Consider the following 16,168-nt stretch of genomic DNA (forward strand, 5'->3'; position numbering starts at 1 on the left):
CGGAGGTGGGATCAGGGGGCGACCCGCAGCGACCACCCGGTGACCCACGGCTCCCCCGGTGCGACGTGCCGCAGGTCGGTGCCGGAGCGCAGCGCGTCCGGCGGGGCCGACATCGGCTCGATCGCGACCGCGCGGCGCGGACCGTCCGGACCCGCGAGGTCAGGGCAGGTGTAGACCTGCACCCAGTGCAGGTCGGCCTCGGTGCGCAGCACCACGCCGGAGCCGTCCGGGCCGGTCAGCCGGTGCGCGTGGCTGCCGTCGGCGCCGGGGACGCTGCGCCAGCAGTCGTTGAGCTCGCTCCCCGCGAGCGCGAGCGCACGCCGCCCCTGTGCCACCGGGTGCACCGCCACCGGCAGCAGCCGGTCGTCCACCTCGACCGCCCGGTCGACGTCCACCTCGAGCACCAGGGCGTCCGTCGGGTGCGCGCCGACCCGCGGGTAGGGGTGGAAGCCGAGCGCGCAGGGCGCGGTCCGGTCGTCCAGGGTGCTGACCCGCGCGGTCACGGCGATCCCGTCCGGGAGCAGCCGGTAGGTCAGGTCGAGCCGCAGGTGGAACGGGTAGCCCGGCTCGTCGTGCACCTCGACCCGGACGGTCACGGCGTCCGGGGACCGATCGACCACAGCGAACCGCCGACCCGTGACGAGCCCGTGGTTGGCGGTGCGCCGACCCGGCTCGGTGAGCGTCAGCCGGTGCTCCACGCCGTCGGCGGACCAGCGGCCGTCGCGCACCCGGTTCGGCCAGGGGAACAGCACGGCCCCGCTGGCGCCGGGCACCGGTGACCCGGCAGGGTGCTCCTCCACCAGCGGCGTCCCGGCGACGTGCAGCAGGCGCAGCCCGCCGCCGGTCAGGTCGACCGAGGCCCGCACCCGGCCGTCGGCGGAGCGCAGGTCCACGCAGGGGTGGTCCACCGATCCCGGCTCAGGCATCCACCGACCACGCGTCCACGGACCACGTCGTGCTGCGGGCCAGCGTCACCGCGTCCAGCGCGCACAGCGCACCGGGCTGCGAGCGACGCCGGTCCACCGCTTCGGCGGGCAGCCACACCTCGGCGGCCGGGTGCAGCGGCAGCACGCGCACCGACACCCGTCCGCCCTCTGCGCCGGGGATCGTGTCCAGGTCGAGCAGCCAGGGCGTGCCGTCCCAGAACCGGTCGGCGACCACGCGCCCGTCCACCAGCAGCTCGGCGACGTCGCCCGCCCAGGAGATCGTGAGCAGGCGGCGGTCCGGGTCCGCGGAGGCGGTGCCGACGTCGTGCAGGTCCCAGCGGGCGGCGTGCGCGGCGATCGTCTCCTGCCCCGGCGCCGACGCGCGGCCCTGCGCGGTGCCGTAGCCCGCGGGGACGGCACCGGCCGGCCGGACCAGGCGGTGCTCCACGGCGCGCGGCGGGCGGGGCGACCCGACGGCCCGCACCTCGGCGGGACGCCAGCCGTCGCCCAACGCGCCCGAACCGGCGCCCGGCGCGCCCGCACCGCCCGTCCGCACCCACACCTCGGGCCGCGCAGCAGCGCGCGCCACCACCGTCCCGTCCTCGACCCACAGCGGCTCGTCCGCGAGCGCCAGCACCCGGCCGGCGGCGGTGTCGAGCACCCACACCCGGTCGGAGTCCCCGGCGGCGACCACCACGATCGTGGCCCGCGCCCCGTCGACCTCGACGTGCAGGGTGCCGCCGGCGCGCCAGCCGACCCGGTGCAGCCCGGGCTCCACCGCGCGCACCCCGTCACCGCGCACGACGGCATGGGCGTCCAGCCGCACGTCCACGTCGATCCCCCGCTCGGCCACCAGCACCAGCGTGGTCGGGTCGAGCAGCGTCAGCGCGGATCCGGTGGCGGACCGCACCTCGACACCGCCCGCGCCGCCGCCGAGCACCAGCCCGAACGGCCAGCGCGCGAGCGTGCCGCCCGGCAGGTCCACCGGGCCGATCGTGGTCCGCCCGCCGGGCAGGTCGAGGTCGAGGCGCACCCCGTGCAGGTCGGGCAGCGGCACGTGCGGCTGGTGCCGGCAGAGGAAGACGAACCCGGACCGCCCGTCGCTGCGCAGCGCCCAGCGCAGGGTGCTGACGTCCTCGACCCCGGTGGGCAGCACCTCGGGCAACGTCGACGGCATGTCGGTCAGCGCGGGCCCGAAGGCGCGCAGGAAGGCGTGCTGCCGGCGCAGCGGCGCGTGGCTGGGGCCGGTCTGGCCGGCGCTGCCGATCGCGGCGTGGAAGTCGTAGTCGAACCGGGGCAGGTCGTTCGGGTACCCGGTGGCGTGCGACTCCTGGAGGTCGGGGCCGGGGTTCGTGCCGCCGGCGTACATGTAGTAGCCCTGCCAGGCCGATCCGCTGGCGATCTTGGCGTGGCCCACGGCGGCGATGTCGTCACCGGTGGGCACCGGGCGGCGGTGGTAGGTGGTCGCCATGCCGCCGCCGAGCTCGCAGGTGGCCGGCGGGAAGGTCTCGTCGCGCGGGCGCACGGTGACGTCGGCGGCCGCGGTGCCGCGCACGTCCGCGCCGACCCCCGGGTCGTCCCACTCGTGGCTGGGGAAGAAGTGCGCACGGAAGGTGGTGTCCCAGGGTGCGCGGGCGTCCACCCAGAACCCGTCGCCGTACCCGGAGTACAGCGGGAACACCTCCTCGGCGGGCAGGTCGGCGCCGCCCCAGGCGGTCGCGGTCCACAGCGGGGCGCGCAGGCCGACCTCCCGTGCCATCCGCTTGAGCGTGCGCAGGTGGCCGGGCTGGTCGTACAGCTCGTTCTCGACCTGGATGCCGATCACCGGGCCGTCCGGGCCGCACAGCCCGGCGAGCTGCTCGCCGATCGCCGCGAACCACGGGCGCACCAGGTCCAGGTAGCCGGGGTCGTCGGTGCGGTGCGCCACCGGTGCCTGCTGCACCCGGTCGGGCAGCCCGCCGTTGCGCACCTCCCCGTGGCACCAGGGGCCGATCCGCAGCACCACCGGCAGCCCGACCTCCGCGCACAGCCGTACGAAGGCCGCCACGTCCAGGTCGCCGTCGAAGCGCGGCGCGGCCGACGTGGGCTGGTGGTGGATCCAGAACAGGTAGGTGGAGACCACGTCGACGCCGCCGGAGCGCATGAGCAGCAGCCGCTCCCGCCAGCGGGCGCGCGGCACCCGGGCGTAGTGGATCTCCCCCGACACCGGCACCCAGCCGACGCCGTCGCGGCTCAGCGCGCGCGAGGTGATCCCGAGGCGCGGGTCGGCGTCCGGCGCGGCGGCCATCGCGGGGACGGTGGCGGGTGCGGCCCAGGGGCGGTGGCGGACGACCAGGTCAGGCACGACGGAACTCCTCGGTGATCGATCGCTGCCAGGCGGCGTCCTGCCACAGCGGGTGGTGCGGTGCGGCGTTCGAGCACGGGGTGATCCCCCAGATCCCCTCGCGCGCGGCGGTGCGGATGCCGGTCTCGGCGATCCGGCGGCCGATCGGCCCCTCCTCGAAGGTGCCGTGCAGCGGCGTGTAGCCGACCCAGCCCTCGCCGATCACCACGGGCACCTGCTGCCGGCGGCCCCAGGCGGCGACCGCGACGACCCGGGACTCGACCTCGCGGTGCATGACCTCGTGGAAGGCCCCGTAGCGCTCGTAGAGCCAGGCGTCCCAGGCGTCGGGGTCGATCGTGTCGTAGCCGTAGAGCATCTGGTCGGTGACCACGGTGGCCGCGAGCTTCCACGCCGCCGGGCGCCCGTACTCCGCCCAGGTGGGGCTGCCGAGGCGTTGCAGGGCGCGCAGCGCGGCGTTCGGGAAGTCCTCGGTGCCGGTGGCGCGGATGTCGATCTGCTGCTGCAACCGGTCGAGCACCCCGTAGGCGTACACGTGGAACTGCCCGGCGGACAGCCCGTCGGGCACGGCCCCCATGTCCAGGTGCGGCGGCTTGCCCAGGCTCGCGGTCACCAGGTGGCCGGGGTGCCGCTGCCGGATCGCGGCGACCGCCTCGACGGTGGCGGGGTGGTCCAGCGCCGGCAGCAGCGAGAAGTCGACCTCGTTGTGCAGCTCGACCAGCGCGACCACCTGCGACAGGCCCGCGTCGGCCACCGCGTCGAGCAGCGCGCACCAGGCGGTCGCCAGCGCGGCGGGCCGCCGGTCGGTCGGGATCGCGTCGATCGCCCAGAACCACCGCTCGTCGGCGGCGAAGGCCGGGGACTGCTGGTGCTCCCACGAGGCGAGCACCACGGTCATCCTCCGCGCGGCCAGCCCGCGCAGCAGCGCGAAGAACCGCGTCCGCAGCGCCACCCGGTGACCGCCCGGCACCGCGTACCAGCGGGTGCCGGTGCCGAAGGGGGTGCCGTCGGCGCGTCGGCCCATCCCCTCGACCGGCAGGTCGTCGGCGAGGTCGTCCAGGCCCAGACCGCCGAACAGCAGCAGCGGCGCCGCGCAGATCCGCACCGTCGTGTACCCGCGGTCGGCGGTCTCGTCGAGGGCGCGGTCCAGGTCGGCGTAGGGCTCCCCCGGCCCGGCGAGCAGGTACCAGGAGAAGTCCCACAGGCTGATCGTCAGGCGGTCCGGCAGGTGGGCGGGGACGCCCGGCGGGCGGGCCGACGTGGTGGAGGTCGTCACAGACCGGTCCCCGTCAACCCGCGCCCGCGCGCCGCCGCCGCCCGCAGCCCGGCGACGTCGCGCGCCCGTCCCGCCCGGTCCTCCACGGTGAACAGCAGCAGCTCCGGCAGCGAGGTCGCGAAGTAGTCCGGCGCCATCGGCGCGCGCTCCAGGTCGTCCGCGGTCTGCTCCATCGCCTTCCACACCTGCTCGGCCGCGTCGGTCTCGCCGAGGCGGTGGTGCGCGACGCCCACCCAGTAGTCGTCGGCGCGGGCCGGTCGGGGGGCGACCGCGAGCGCCCCGCCGCCGTCGCGCGCGCTCCGCCACCGCTGCGTGGCCGTACCCGCGTCCCCGGCGGCAGCGTACGCGTCACCGGCTGCGACCAGCCGCTCCGCGCACGGGTCGGCCGGGTGGCGGCCCTCGCCGAGGTTGAGCGGGGTGGCGGTGTCCAGCAGCGCGGCGGCGGCGAGCGGGTCGGTGCCGAGCAGCGCGGCGGCCCGGGCCACGCAGGCGCGGTCGTAGGCGGCGATCACCCGGCCCTCCCCGCCCTCGAAGGGCTGGAACTCGCGGGTGGTGAGCACGGCCAGCGCCTCATCCACCCGGCCGACGTCCAGCAGCAGCCCGAGGTGGGCGATCGTCAGGTCGTCCCGCTCGGCGAGGTCGCAGCCGGAGGTCTCCAGCGCGGCCAGCCGCTCGGCGCTGCCGACGTCGCGCAGCCGGGCGAGCTGGTCGCGCTCGAACACCAGCCGGGGGCGCGGGCCCCCGTGCTCGATCGCCGCACCGAGGAGCGCGTCGGCAGCGGCCAGGTCGCCGGTGGTGTTCACGGTGGCGAGGGCGGCGTTGCGCAGCACCACCGGGTCGGTGCTGCCGGCGGCGACCGCGGCGACCAGCACGGTGCGGGCGTCGGCACCCCGGCGGGCACCGAGCAGCAGGCTGCCCAGCAGGCCGAGGGCCACCGCGTCGGCGGGGTCGGCCGCGAGCGCCCGGACCAGCACGTCGTGGTCGTCCAGCCCGGCCGGGAACGCGAGGTGCCGGTCGGTCGTGCGCGCGACCTCCCGCGCCGCGGCCGCGTCGGCGCCGTCCAGCAGCGTGGCGCGCAGGTAGTGCGCGACCGGGCCGGCGTTCCCGAAGACCGTGGGACCCAGCGCGGCGGCGCGGTCGGCGCAGGCCAGCGCGAGGTCCCGCTCGCCGAGGTGCGCGAGCTCGTGCGCGATCGTCAGGTGCACCGTCGGGTCGGCGGTGCCGAGCGTGCCGTCGACCGCGCGCAGCAGCGGGTCCAGCGGGTCGGCGGCGAGCGCGGCCGTGAGCGCGGCGGCGGCCTCGGCCGGGCGACCCAACCGGCGCAGTGCCAGCACGCGGACGGCACGGGCGGTGGGGCTGGTGGGATCGGCCACCAGCGCGCGGTCCACCTCGGTCAGCGCCCGCTCCGGGTGACCGGCGCGCAGGTGCACCCGGGCCGCGCCGAGACGTCCGGGCAGCGCGAAGGCCTCGTCCCAGGTCGCCTTGACGAAGGACGCCAGCGCCTCGTCGTCCCGGCCGAGCCGCTCCAGCACCAGCGCGCGCCGGTGGTGCAGCTCACCGGTGCGCGGGTTGAGGTTGCGCCGGGTGATCCGGGCCGCCGCCGCGTCCAGGTGCGCCAGCGCCTCCGGGTAGCGGCCGACGCCGTGCTCGAGCTCCGCCAGCGCCAGGTGCGCGCGGGAGTCCTCCGGGTCGATCTCCAGCACCCGCTCCAGGTAGGGGCGCGGGGAGCGCGAGGGGTGCCGGTACTGCACCAGGTGCTGGGCGGTGAGCAGCAGCTCGTCCACCGAGCCGATCTCGGCGGCGGGTGCGGGGGCGGTGGCCCGCCACGGCTCGGCGGCCGGCGTGGGGTGCGCCCGCCAGTCGACCAGCGGTCCGTCGTCGGTGGTGACGGTGACGACCAGGTCGTCCCGGGACCGCGCGGGCCCCGCCGCAAGCTCGATCATCGCGGGCGCACCGGGCGCCGCACCCACGACCGCCTCGTGCAGCAGCACGTCGTCGGCCAGCACCCGCACGGTGGCGGTCACCGGACGCACCACCGCGAGCCCCACCCGGGCCGACCCGTCGGCCACCTGCACCGACAGCGCCGCCTCGCGGGTGGCCTGGTGCACCACGCCGACGTCCTGCACCGGGTACCAGAACTGCGAGAACGTGCGGGTCTCCCCCGGCGCCAGATAGGAGAAGTCCGGCTGGTTGTCAGTGAACACGCCGGCCATCAGCTCGATGTACGGGCCGTCGCCGTCGGTCAGCTGACGGTCCCAGGCGCGGCCGATCTCGCCGTCGCCCCACGTCCACTGCTTCTTGCCGGGGGCGATCCCGCGCTCCGCCCAGTGCACGAAGCCCGCGCCGGCCCGGTGGTCGTAGCCGCCGAAGAACTCGTCCGCGGTGTCGGTGATCATGTATGAGGTCGGCACGGGGATGTTCGTGTAGCGGTCCAGCCGGTCGGCGCCGGGGTGCTCGGCGGCCAGCGCCGGGTAGTCGACGCCGTAGTACGGCCGGTCGGCGGCGGGGAACGCGGTGATCGCACGGCGGGCGTGGTCGGCCACGTGCCGCACGTCGGTCGGGAAGAACGACTGGTAGTCCTCGTGCACCGCGGCAGCCACGTTCGCCCACCACAGGAACGTCTGCGGCTCGGTGGTGCGGTTGTGCAGGCGGGCGGTCAGCTCGACGGTCGCCTCGTCCGGGCGCAGCCGGATGCCGTGGGTGCCACGCATCCGCTGCATCGGGTCCAGGTCGGAGTGCCAGACCGTCACGCTGCCGTCCTCGGCGCGCTCGATCTCGACCTCGACCGGCAGGTAGGTGCCGGGCCGGTGGTGCTGCGGCCAGTTCAGCTCGACGCCGCCGGACACCCAGGGTCCGCCCAGGCCGACCAGCGCCGGCTTGATCACGTTGTTCCGGTAGAAGAAGTCGTAGCCGCGGGTCTTGTCGTAGCCGATGTGGATCCGCCCGCCGAGATCGGGCAGCAGCATCAGCCGGATCCACGCGTTCTCCAGGTGGATCGCGCGCCACGGGCGCAGCACCGGCCGGCGGGCGATCGAGTCCACGAAGGGCAGCGGGTAGGAGCGGCCGTCGGAGCCCTGGTAGACGCGCTGGTCGAAGAACATCGGGAACGCGTCCGGCTCGCCGGGCTCGTAGGTGGCGATCTCGACGTCCTGCTCCCAGCAGGCCACCCCGCCCTGATCGAGCAGGAGCCGGAGGTCCTGCGGGGGCTCGGGCAGCTCGATCCGGGGCGTCGTCGCGATCATGCCTCGACGCTAGGCGCGGCGACCGGGGGTGCCATAGGGTCGGAACCACGTTCTGCATGGACGAAACGATGGGAGCGACGATGACGACGCCTCGCCGGGAGGGCTTCGCCGACCAGCGGCTGTGCGTGGTGCCCAGGCCCGCGGTCCAGGCCGCCGCCTCGCGCGCCGTGACGCGCCGGCTGGTGGTGACCGACGCCGGGTGGTTCCCGGAGGCCGACGGGCACCTTCGCCAGCGCAGGAACGGTGCCGACGAGGCGATCCTCATGCTGTGCGTGCGCGGCTCCGGCTGGGTCGAGGTGGCCGGCGAGCAGGTGGTGGTGCACCCGTCCACCTGCGTGCTGATCCCGGCGCGCACCCCGCACTCCTACGGGTCCTCACGGGAGCACCCATGGACGATCTGGTGGTGCCACCTCACGGGCAGCGATCTGCGGGACGTGGTCGACGTGCTGGGCTCCGACCACGTCGCGCCGATCTCCCTGCGCTCCCTCGACCGGGTCACCGCGCAGTTCGACGAGCTCGTCTCGACCCTGGAGCAGGGTCAGACCCCCGCGCACCTGCTGGCCGCCACCGGCATCGCCTGGCACCTGGTCGCGCAGATCGCCGTCGACCGGGTGCTGCCCGAGACCGGCACCCCGGTGGAGCGCGCGATCCGCTACCTGCGCGAGCGGATCGACTCCAGCGTGCGGGTCGCCGACCTGGCCGCGCTGGTGGACCTGTCGCCCTCGCACCTGTCCGCGCTGTTCCGGCACGCCACCGGCGGCGGGATCACGGCGTACCACATCGCCCTCAAGATGGCCCGGGCCCGGTCGCTGCTCGACACCACCAGCCTGACCGTCGGCGAGGTCGCCCGGCTGGTCGGCTACGACGACCCGCTGTACTTCTCCCGGCAGTTCCGACGGCTGCACGGCCTCAACCCCACGACGTACCGCGCGCAGCGCAAGGGGTGAGGCCGTGCCGGGCCGAGGCCCACGTGCTCAGGACTTGACCGCCCCCGCCGTCAGGCCGGAGCGCCAGAACCGCTGCAAGGACAGGAACGCCACCACCAGCGGGATCACCGACAGCAGCGACCCGGTGATCACCACGTTGTAGTTGGCCTGCCGGGTCTGCGTGTACCAGTTGTAGATGCCCAGGGTCACCGGGTACAGGTTCTGGTCGGACAGCATGATCAGCGGCAGGAAGAAGTTGTTCCAGATCGACACGAAGCTGAACAGCAGCACCGTCACCAGCGCCGGCGACATCAGCCGCAGCGCGATCGTCCAGTAGATCCGCAGCTCGCCCGCACCGTCCAGCCGCGCCGCCTCCATCAGCTCGTCCGGCATGGACGCCGCCGCGTAGATCCGGCCCAGGTACACCGCGAACGGGTTCACCACCGCCGGGATCAGCACCGCCCACACCGTGTTGACCAGGCCGAGCTTGGCGAACACCAGGTACAGCGGCACCGTGAGCAGCGCGCTCGGGATCAGCACGCCGGCGATGATCCCGCCGAACAGGATCCCCCGGCCGCGGAACTGGTACTTGGCCAGCGCGTACCCGCAGGAGACGCCGAGCAGCGTCGCCAGCACGCCGCCGATGCCGGCGTACATGATCGAGTTCAGCAGCCAGCGCCCGAACAGCCCGTCCTGCCGGGTCACCACGTCGGTGACGTTCGCGACCAGGTCCATGCTGTCGGCGAAGGCGAAGCCGTTGGAGCTGAACAGCCCGCTGTTGCTCTTGGTCGAGGAGACCAGCAGCCACCACACCGGGATCAGGAAGTACACCGCGGCGAGGGTCAGCACGCCCATGGTCGCCCAGGCGGTCGACCGGCTGACCTGGAGCTCGCCGTCCGGGCGCCGAGGGCGCCGGCGGGTGCGGGGCGACGGGGCGGCGACGGCCACCTCCGGATCGCGGGTGGTCGTCGCCATCACTGCTCCTTCCTCATCGCCAGGCGGTAGTACAGGACCGACAGCACACCGGCGATCAGCGCCAGCAGCACCGACACCGCCGAGGCGTAGCCGAAGTCGTTCTTCACGAACGCCGCGCCCATCGCGAGCATCGTCGGCACGTACTCGCTGTTCACGGCGTCGGCGATCACCCGCATCACCTGCGGCTCGTTGAACAGCTGGAGGGTGCCGATGATCGAGTTGATCCCGGTCAGCACCAGCGCAGGACGGATCTGCGGGGTCTTGATCACCCGGGCGATCCGCCACTCCGACGCCCCGTCGATCCGCGCCGCCTCGAACTGCTCGCGCGGGATCGCCTGGAGCGCGGACAGCATGATCAGCATGTTGTAGCCGGTGAACGCCCAGGTGGTGATGTTCGCCATCGACCACAGCACGACGCGCGGGCCCAGGAAGTCCACGTCGACGCCGATCACGTCCCCCGCCGCCACGAACGGGCTCAGCGTCGGCGAGTACAGGTAGGCCCAGAGCACCGCGGCGATCACGCCCGGGATCGCGTAGGGCAGGAAGTAGAGGATCCGGTACAGGCTCACCCAGCGGGCGGCGGCCGAGTCCAGCAGCAGCGCCAGGCCCAGACCGATGCCGAGCATCACTGGCACCTGCACGACCCCGAACAGCAGGATGCGCCCGAGGGCGGACCAGAACGCCCCGCTCTCCAGCGCCTTGGTGTAGTTGTCCAGCCCGACGAACACCGTCTGCGGCTCGCCGAAGCCCAGCGCCGAGGTCTTCAGCGAGAAGAAGCTCTGCACCACCGAGTAGACGATCGGTGTGACGTACACGAACAGGAACAGCAGCACGAACGGCGCGATGAGCGTGACGATCGCCGGCCACGACCGGCGCACGCCGCCGCGCGCGGCCCCCGGGGAGGAGGCCGCGCGCGGCGCGACAGCGGTGACGGCCATGGTCAGTCGGCCACCGCGATGCCGCGGTCCTTCATCGCCGTCTGCGTGGCGGTCTGCAGGTCGGTCAGCACCGCGGGCAGCGTGCTCGCCCCGGTGGCCACGGACGCCAGCCCGTCGGTCAGGCCGGTGTCCGTCGTCGAGTAGGTCGGACCCCACGCCCAGTCGGTGTTCACCTTCTTCGCCGACTCCGCGAAGACCTCCGACACGTTCTGGCCGCCGAAGAAGTCCAGCGGCTGGTTGACCACGTCGAAGTCCAGCGCCTCGATCGCCGCCGGGTACAGGCCGCCGCCGTCCGAGGCCGCCAGCACGTCCAGGCTCTCCTCCGAGGAGTTCAGCCAGGTCGCGAACTCCACGGCCTGCTCCGGGTTCTCGCAGCCCTTGAGCACCGCCACCGCGGAGCCGCCCGAGTTCGCGGTCACGTCCGAGCCGTCCACCGTCGGCATCGGCGCCACGCGCCACTGGCCGGCCGAGTCCGCCACGTTCGCCTCGATCAGCGCCGTGTTCCAGGCCGCCCCGATCATCGCGAGGTACTTGTCCTGGTTGAGCTCCGCGTAGAAGCCGGGGTCCCAGCGCTTCGTCGTCGCGATGTCACCGGAGTCCAGCAGCCCCTGCCAGTACTCCGCCGCCTCGAGGCTGGCGTCGTCGTCGATGCCGACCTTCCACTGCTCGCCGTCGATCGCGAACCACTGCGCCCCGCGCTGCCAGGCGTAGGCCGCCACCGTGCTCGAGTCGTCCGTGGCCAGGTAGGTCAGCGTCTTCGACGGGTCCGCCGCGTGCACGGTCTTCGCCGCCGCCGCGAACTCGTCCCAGGTGGTCGGCACCTCGATGCCGAACTGCTCGAACAGGTCGGCGCGGTAGTACATCGCCATCGGGCCGGTGTCCTGCGGGATCGCGTACGTCGCGCCGCCCGGGCTCACCTGCGACCAGGTCCAGTCCAGGAACGTGCCCTCGGCGTCGCCCACGTAGTCGCTGACGTCCATCAGCATCCCGTCGGCCACGAAGGACGACACCTGGTCGTAGGTCAGCTGCGCCAGGCAGCCCCCGTCACCCGCCTGCACCGACGAGCGGATCTTCGGGTACGCCTCCTGGCCGTTCGCCACCGGCGAGTACACGACTTGCACGTCCGGGTGCGCCTCGTTCCAGGCGTCCACCACGTCCTCGGCCTTCGGCACCCACCCCATGTAGGTGATCTCGACCGGCCCGTCAGCAGGATCCGACGATCCACCACCGCTGTCGCCGGAGCCGCAGGCCCCCAGCACGGCCACCAGCGTGCCGGCCGCCACAGCGGCCGTCGTCGTCCTCAACGTCTTCATCGACACTCCCGACATCCTCGTAGGGCGCCTGATCGGCTACCGCAACGTTAACGGTGACGCGACAGGAAGCCATGGGGGATCTCGGTGGGTGCATGGACGATCCGACGATCTGCGGACGGCGCGGCCGGCGATCGGCAGGAGCGGGGGTCAGGCGACGGCGCCTCCGCGCAGCGCCGCGGTCAGCAGCGCCACCAGGGCCTCCAGCTGCACGTCCGCCGACGAGAGCACCTCGTCCTCGGAGGCCCCGTCGAGCGCCCGTGCCGCCAGCCCCGACTTGCTGTCGATCAGCCCGGCGATCGTCGCGTCGATGGTCTGCGCCGCGATCACCCGCCACGCGGTGACCGGCTCCGACTGGCCGATCCGATGGATCCGGTCGATCGCCTGCGTCTGCTCGGCATCTGTCCAGGACAGCTCCGCCAGCACCAGGTTCGACGCCACCTGGAGGTTCAGCCCCACGCCCGCGGCCGTCAGCGAGCAGACCACGATCTGCACCTCGGGGTCCTCGACGAACGCCTTCACGTTCTTCTCGCGCACCCGGGGCGTCTGGTCGCCACGGATCGACGCGTAGCGGATGCCGCGGTCTGCGAACGTCCGCTCGGCCTCGTCCATCACGTCGACGTGCTTGGCGAAGAACACCACCTTGCCGACGTTGCGGGCGAGCTGCGCCGCGTAGTCGGCCGCCAGGCCCGCCTTGGCCTGACCGATCCGGCGCACCATCGAGAACACGTTCTCGCCGCCGGACTGCGCGCTCGCGTCCTTCAGCTCCGCCGCCGCCACCCGGCGGACCAGCGCGTGATCGATCCCGTCCAGGCCGGCGCCGTCCGGGTGCATCGCCACGGCGGTCCGGTAGCGACCCACCAGCAGCTCCGCCAGCGCGGCCTCCGCGGCACGCACCGAGCGGCCGACCGCACCGTCCAGCTCCACCAGCAGGTCCGCGACCCGGCGCGCCGGGATGTCCGCCACCACGTCCACCTTGCGGCGGCGCACGATCCCCATGTCCACCACCGCGAAGCGCGCCGCCGAGGAGAACCCCGGGTCGGCCGGGGTGAGCCCGGTGTCCTCCAGGGCCGTCAGCAGCGGACCGAGCGGCGTCTTCTCGTCGATCCAGCCCAGCAGCTGCCAGATCGCCCGGAAGTCCTCGATGTCGTTGATCAGCGGCGTGCCGGTCAGGGCCATCATCAGCGGCGCCGCCGTGCGCGCCCGGATCCGGTCCGCGATCTCCAGCACGTGCTGCGAGCGCTGCGAGCGCCGGTTCTTGATGAAGTGCGCCTCGTCGACCACCATGCCGCGGAACCCGAGCGTGCCGAGCCAGCCGACGTGCCGGTCCAGGATCTCGTAGTTCACGATGATCACGTCCGCGAAGCCGTCGACCTTCTCGCCGTCGCCGTGCACCACCGTGGCCCGGCGGTGCGGCGCCCACAGGCCGACCTCGTGCGCCCAGTTCGTCTTCACCACGTTCGGCACCACCACCAGCAGCGGGTACGAGCCCGTCGCCTCCGCCGCCAGCAGCGCCTGCGCCGTCTTGCCCAGACCCGGCTCGTCCGCCAGCAGGAACGTGCGGTGGCCGCGCGCCGCCGCCGTCACCACCTGCGCCTGGTGCCGCATCAGCTCACGCCCGCGCGGCGCCGGCGTCGGCCCCGCCTCCGGCAGCGGCATGCACGCGGGTGCACCCGGGGACGCCTGCTCGAACGACCGGAACAGCGGCTCCAGCAGCTCCCAGCCGGCCAGCCGCCGGGGGCGGGTGACCGCCCGCGCCGCGGCCGCCGCGAAGTCGGGCGCCAGGAACGGGTTCGCCAGCTGGTGCGAGCGCACCGACTGCGGCACCACCTGCCGGTCGGCGCCCGGCGGCGGCGAAGTCGGCTCCACCGGCTCCGGCTCCGGCGGCGGCTCCAGCCCGCCCGCGCGCATCACCGTCGCCTTGTACGCGCGCCCCGCCTCGGACACCCGCGCGTCGTCGATCAGCGCCAGCAGCGACGTGTCCCGCGCGGCGATCCGCACCAGCATCGCCGCCACCCCGTCCAGCCGCTTGAGCTGCTCCGTCCGGCGCGCCTCGCTCATCGTGGCGTCTGCCTTGACCCGGGCCCGCTCCTCGCGCGCCAGCAGCGCCACCACCTGGAACTTCGTCCGCACCGCCGGACGCGTCGGCTGCTTCTGCACCGCGTTCTCGATCTCGCGGGCCAGCCCTGCCAGCACCGGGATCATCCCCTGCTCGTTCGCGCGCGGGGCGCGACGACGCGACGCACCGGTGTCCGGGCGCCCGCCCTCGGGTCGACGCCGGCCAGGTCGTGCCACATCTCCTCCTTCGTCCGCCCGCCCCGGGCAGGCGGCGCAGATCCGTCCGGCCCCTCGCGGCGGGGCCGGCCGTGCCCACCTGTGCTCGCGCGGTGCCGCCGCCCGGCTGGGTTGCGGCGACCGATCACGTCGCCACCCGGCGGCCTCACGCCCCGGACGTCGCGAAGACGCCCACGACGCGAGCGGCCGGGCACGGGACGTGCGAGGCGGCCGGCGAGGCTCGGGCTCCGGCGGGCCCGCCGGGGGGCGGGGCGCGGTCTCGGTGCCGTGCGGCTCCTGCGGGGTGGGGCCACCGCAGGTGCAGGGCACACGGTACCGCGCATGGGGGCGTGCGGGGGGATCGGGGGCGGCGGACGTGTCCGGCGGGTGCGCCGAGGCAGTACCTTCGGTGTCGTCGTCCGTCGCGTGCGTGCTCGCGTGGCGGGCGCGGGCCTCTAGCTCAACTGGCAGAGCAGCGGACTTTTAATCCGCGGGTTGTGGGTTCGATCCCCACGGGGCCCACCCGTCTCCGCATCCGCAGCGACGTCGCCGGAACCGTCGACTGGGTCCCTGCACCCGCTCCATCGGTTCACCCGCACTCGGCTCACCGTTCGCCCACATCGCCGCGCGCGCCCGGCCACACTGGCGTCAGATCGAGCCGGAGTGTGTGGACGGCTCGGGTGGCATCCGCGCAGAGGGAGCGACGATGACCCAGCCCTTCCCCGACCCGCAGCAGCGGCCCGGCCCCTACTCGCCGCCTGGCCCGCAGCAGCAGCCCTATCCGCCCGTCCCCCCGCCGACCGCGGCGTACCCGCCGGTCGGGCAGCCGACGGCCTACGGCCCTCCGGCATATGGCGGCCCCCCTCCTGCGCCGTACGGCATGCCTCCCGCCGCTCCTGACCCGGCTCGTCCTCCGCGCCCCTGGTACAAGAAGAAGCGCGTCATCATCCCGGGCGCGATCTTCGTGCTCATCGTCATCGCGGCCATCAACGGCGCGGGTGCCGACGAACCGGCGGACTCCGCCGCGTCCGAGACCCAGGCCGCCCCCGTGACGACCGCGAAGACGAAGTCTGCCGCCGAGGTCGCCGCGGAGGAGGAGGCGGAGCGCAAGAAGCAGGAGGACGACGCCGCCGAAGAGGCGCGCAAGGCGGAAGAGGCACGTGTCGCCGAGGAGCAGCGCGTCGCGCAGGAGGCAGCCGACGCCGCAGCGGCAGCCGCCGAGGCCGCGCGTGTCGGCTCGGTCGCCCAGCAGAACGCGTACCGCACCGCGACCAGCTACCTCGACTACACCGCGTTCTCGCGTTCCGGCCTGATCGATCAGCTCGAGTTCGAGGGGTACGTCACCGCCGACGCGGAGTTCGCCATCGCTCGGCTGGAGGCCGAGGGCGGGGTCGACTGGAACGTCCAGGCGGCGGAGTCCGCGGCGAACTACCTCAGCTTCATGGCGTTCTCGCGTTCCGGCCTGATCGATCAGCTCGAGTTCGAGGGGTTCACACCGGAGCAGGCGGAGTACGGGGTGAGCACGACCGGGCTGTGAGCAGGGCGCCCGCCACGCTCACCGGAAGTAGTCCCACCCACCGCCGGCCCGCGCGCGCTCGTCGCTGTCCACCAGCACGTCGATCGCGTGCGCGTCCGGCCAGCCGACCGCCTGGAACGCGTCGCACACCTCCGCGCGCAGCGCGAGCAGCCAGGAGTGGTCGACCGAGCGCAGGTCCGCCGACGACGCGGAGCGGGGGTCGAGCCACTCCGGCAGCTCGTCCACGGGCCGACCGTCGAGCAGCAGCCACACGACGAGGGCCGTCGGGTCGATGCCGACGGCGCCGTAGTGGAAGGCCGCCGCCACGCGGACGCCGTCGTGGGTGCGGCCCTCCAGACGCCGACGGACGACCCGCATCGCGGACGAGGCGCGGCGCGCGTGGCTGGAGAACAGCAGGCGCAGGAGGACGAGCACGCTCGGATC

Annotated in this window: 11 protein-coding genes and 1 tRNA gene; 3 read left to right on the forward strand and 9 right to left on the reverse strand. The window is 74.2% G+C overall.

The genetic code is table 11. The features are described 5' to 3' along the window. Positions 1-11: 11 nt before the first annotated feature. The 4 genes from ACZ5HG_RS16880 to ACZ5HG_RS16895 are packed head-to-tail and all read right to left on the reverse strand — an operon-like array spanning position 12 to position 7,785. Positions 12-926, reverse strand: coding sequence for an aldose epimerase family protein (locus tag ACZ5HG_RS16880; RefSeq protein WP_464178456.1), 915 nt, complete (start codon positions 924-926; stop codon positions 12-14). Continuing rightward, positions 919-3,270, reverse strand: a complete 2,352-nt coding sequence (locus tag ACZ5HG_RS16885; RefSeq protein WP_464178458.1) for a beta-galactosidase — start codon at positions 3,268-3,270, stop codon at positions 919-921. The genes ACZ5HG_RS16880 and ACZ5HG_RS16885 overlap by 8 nt, the downstream gene beginning before the upstream one ends. After that, the gene (locus ACZ5HG_RS16890; protein WP_464178460.1) at positions 3,263-4,543 is read right to left on the reverse strand and encodes a cellulase-like family protein; all 1,281 of its coding nucleotides are present in this window, start codon (positions 4,541-4,543) and stop codon (positions 3,263-3,265) included. Before ACZ5HG_RS16890 ends, ACZ5HG_RS16885 begins: the two co-directional genes overlap by 8 nt. Next, positions 4,540-7,785: a DUF5107 domain-containing protein gene (locus ACZ5HG_RS16895; RefSeq protein WP_464178462.1), complete on the reverse strand. Its 3,246-nt coding sequence runs from the start codon at positions 7,783-7,785 to the stop codon at positions 4,540-4,542. The genes ACZ5HG_RS16890 and ACZ5HG_RS16895 overlap by 4 nt, the downstream gene beginning before the upstream one ends. 80 nt (positions 7,786-7,865) lie before the next feature. Between ACZ5HG_RS16895 and ACZ5HG_RS16900 the strand changes: the two genes are divergently transcribed. Continuing rightward, positions 7,866-8,732, forward strand: a complete 867-nt coding sequence (locus ACZ5HG_RS16900; protein ID WP_464178464.1) for a helix-turn-helix domain-containing protein — start codon at positions 7,866-7,868, stop codon at positions 8,730-8,732. A 27-nt stretch (positions 8,733-8,759) separates the two neighbouring features. Here ACZ5HG_RS16900 and ACZ5HG_RS16905 read toward each other — a convergent pair whose 3' ends face one another. The 4 genes from ACZ5HG_RS16905 to ACZ5HG_RS16920 all read right to left on the reverse strand — a co-directional run bounded on the left by ACZ5HG_RS16905 (position 8,760) and on the right by ACZ5HG_RS16920 (position 14,229). Then, positions 8,760-9,686, reverse strand: coding sequence for a carbohydrate ABC transporter permease (locus ACZ5HG_RS16905; RefSeq protein ID WP_464178466.1), 927 nt, complete (start codon positions 9,684-9,686; stop codon positions 8,760-8,762). Beyond that, complete coding sequence (locus ACZ5HG_RS16910; protein WP_464178468.1) at positions 9,686-10,624, reverse strand: carbohydrate ABC transporter permease; 939 nt, start codon at positions 10,622-10,624, stop codon at positions 9,686-9,688. Before ACZ5HG_RS16910 ends, ACZ5HG_RS16905 begins: the two co-directional genes overlap by 1 nt. 2 nt (positions 10,625-10,626) lie before the next feature. Beyond that, positions 10,627-11,937 carry an ABC transporter substrate-binding protein gene (locus tag ACZ5HG_RS16915; RefSeq protein ID WP_464178470.1) on the reverse strand — a complete coding sequence of 437 codons (1,311 nt, stop codon included), beginning with the start codon at positions 11,935-11,937 and terminating at the stop codon, positions 10,627-10,629. Positions 11,938-12,084: 147 nt separating this feature from the next. Further along, the gene (locus ACZ5HG_RS16920) at positions 12,085-14,229 is read right to left on the reverse strand and encodes a DEAD/DEAH box helicase (protein WP_464178472.1); all 2,145 of its coding nucleotides are present in this window, start codon (positions 14,227-14,229) and stop codon (positions 12,085-12,087) included. A 428-nt stretch (positions 14,230-14,657) separates the two neighbouring features. On the opposite strand from ACZ5HG_RS16920, the gene ACZ5HG_RS16925 reads away from it, so the two are divergent. Further along, positions 14,658-14,730: transfer RNA gene (locus tag ACZ5HG_RS16925), tRNA-Lys, on the forward strand. Positions 14,731-14,914: 184 nt separating this feature from the next. Next, the gene (locus ACZ5HG_RS16930; RefSeq protein WP_464178474.1) at positions 14,915-15,745 is read left to right on the forward strand and encodes an Ltp family lipoprotein; all 831 of its coding nucleotides are present in this window, start codon (positions 14,915-14,917) and stop codon (positions 15,743-15,745) included. An 18-nt stretch (positions 15,746-15,763) separates the two neighbouring features. Here the strand turns inward: ACZ5HG_RS16930 and ACZ5HG_RS16935 are convergent, their stop codons facing one another. Then, positions 15,764-16,159, reverse strand: a complete 396-nt coding sequence (locus tag ACZ5HG_RS16935; RefSeq protein ID WP_464178476.1) for a hypothetical protein — start codon at positions 16,157-16,159, stop codon at positions 15,764-15,766. Between the last annotated feature and the right edge of the window lie 9 nt (positions 16,160-16,168).

The sequence above is a fragment of the Cellulomonas sp. GTC20042 genome (assembly GCF_055389595.1).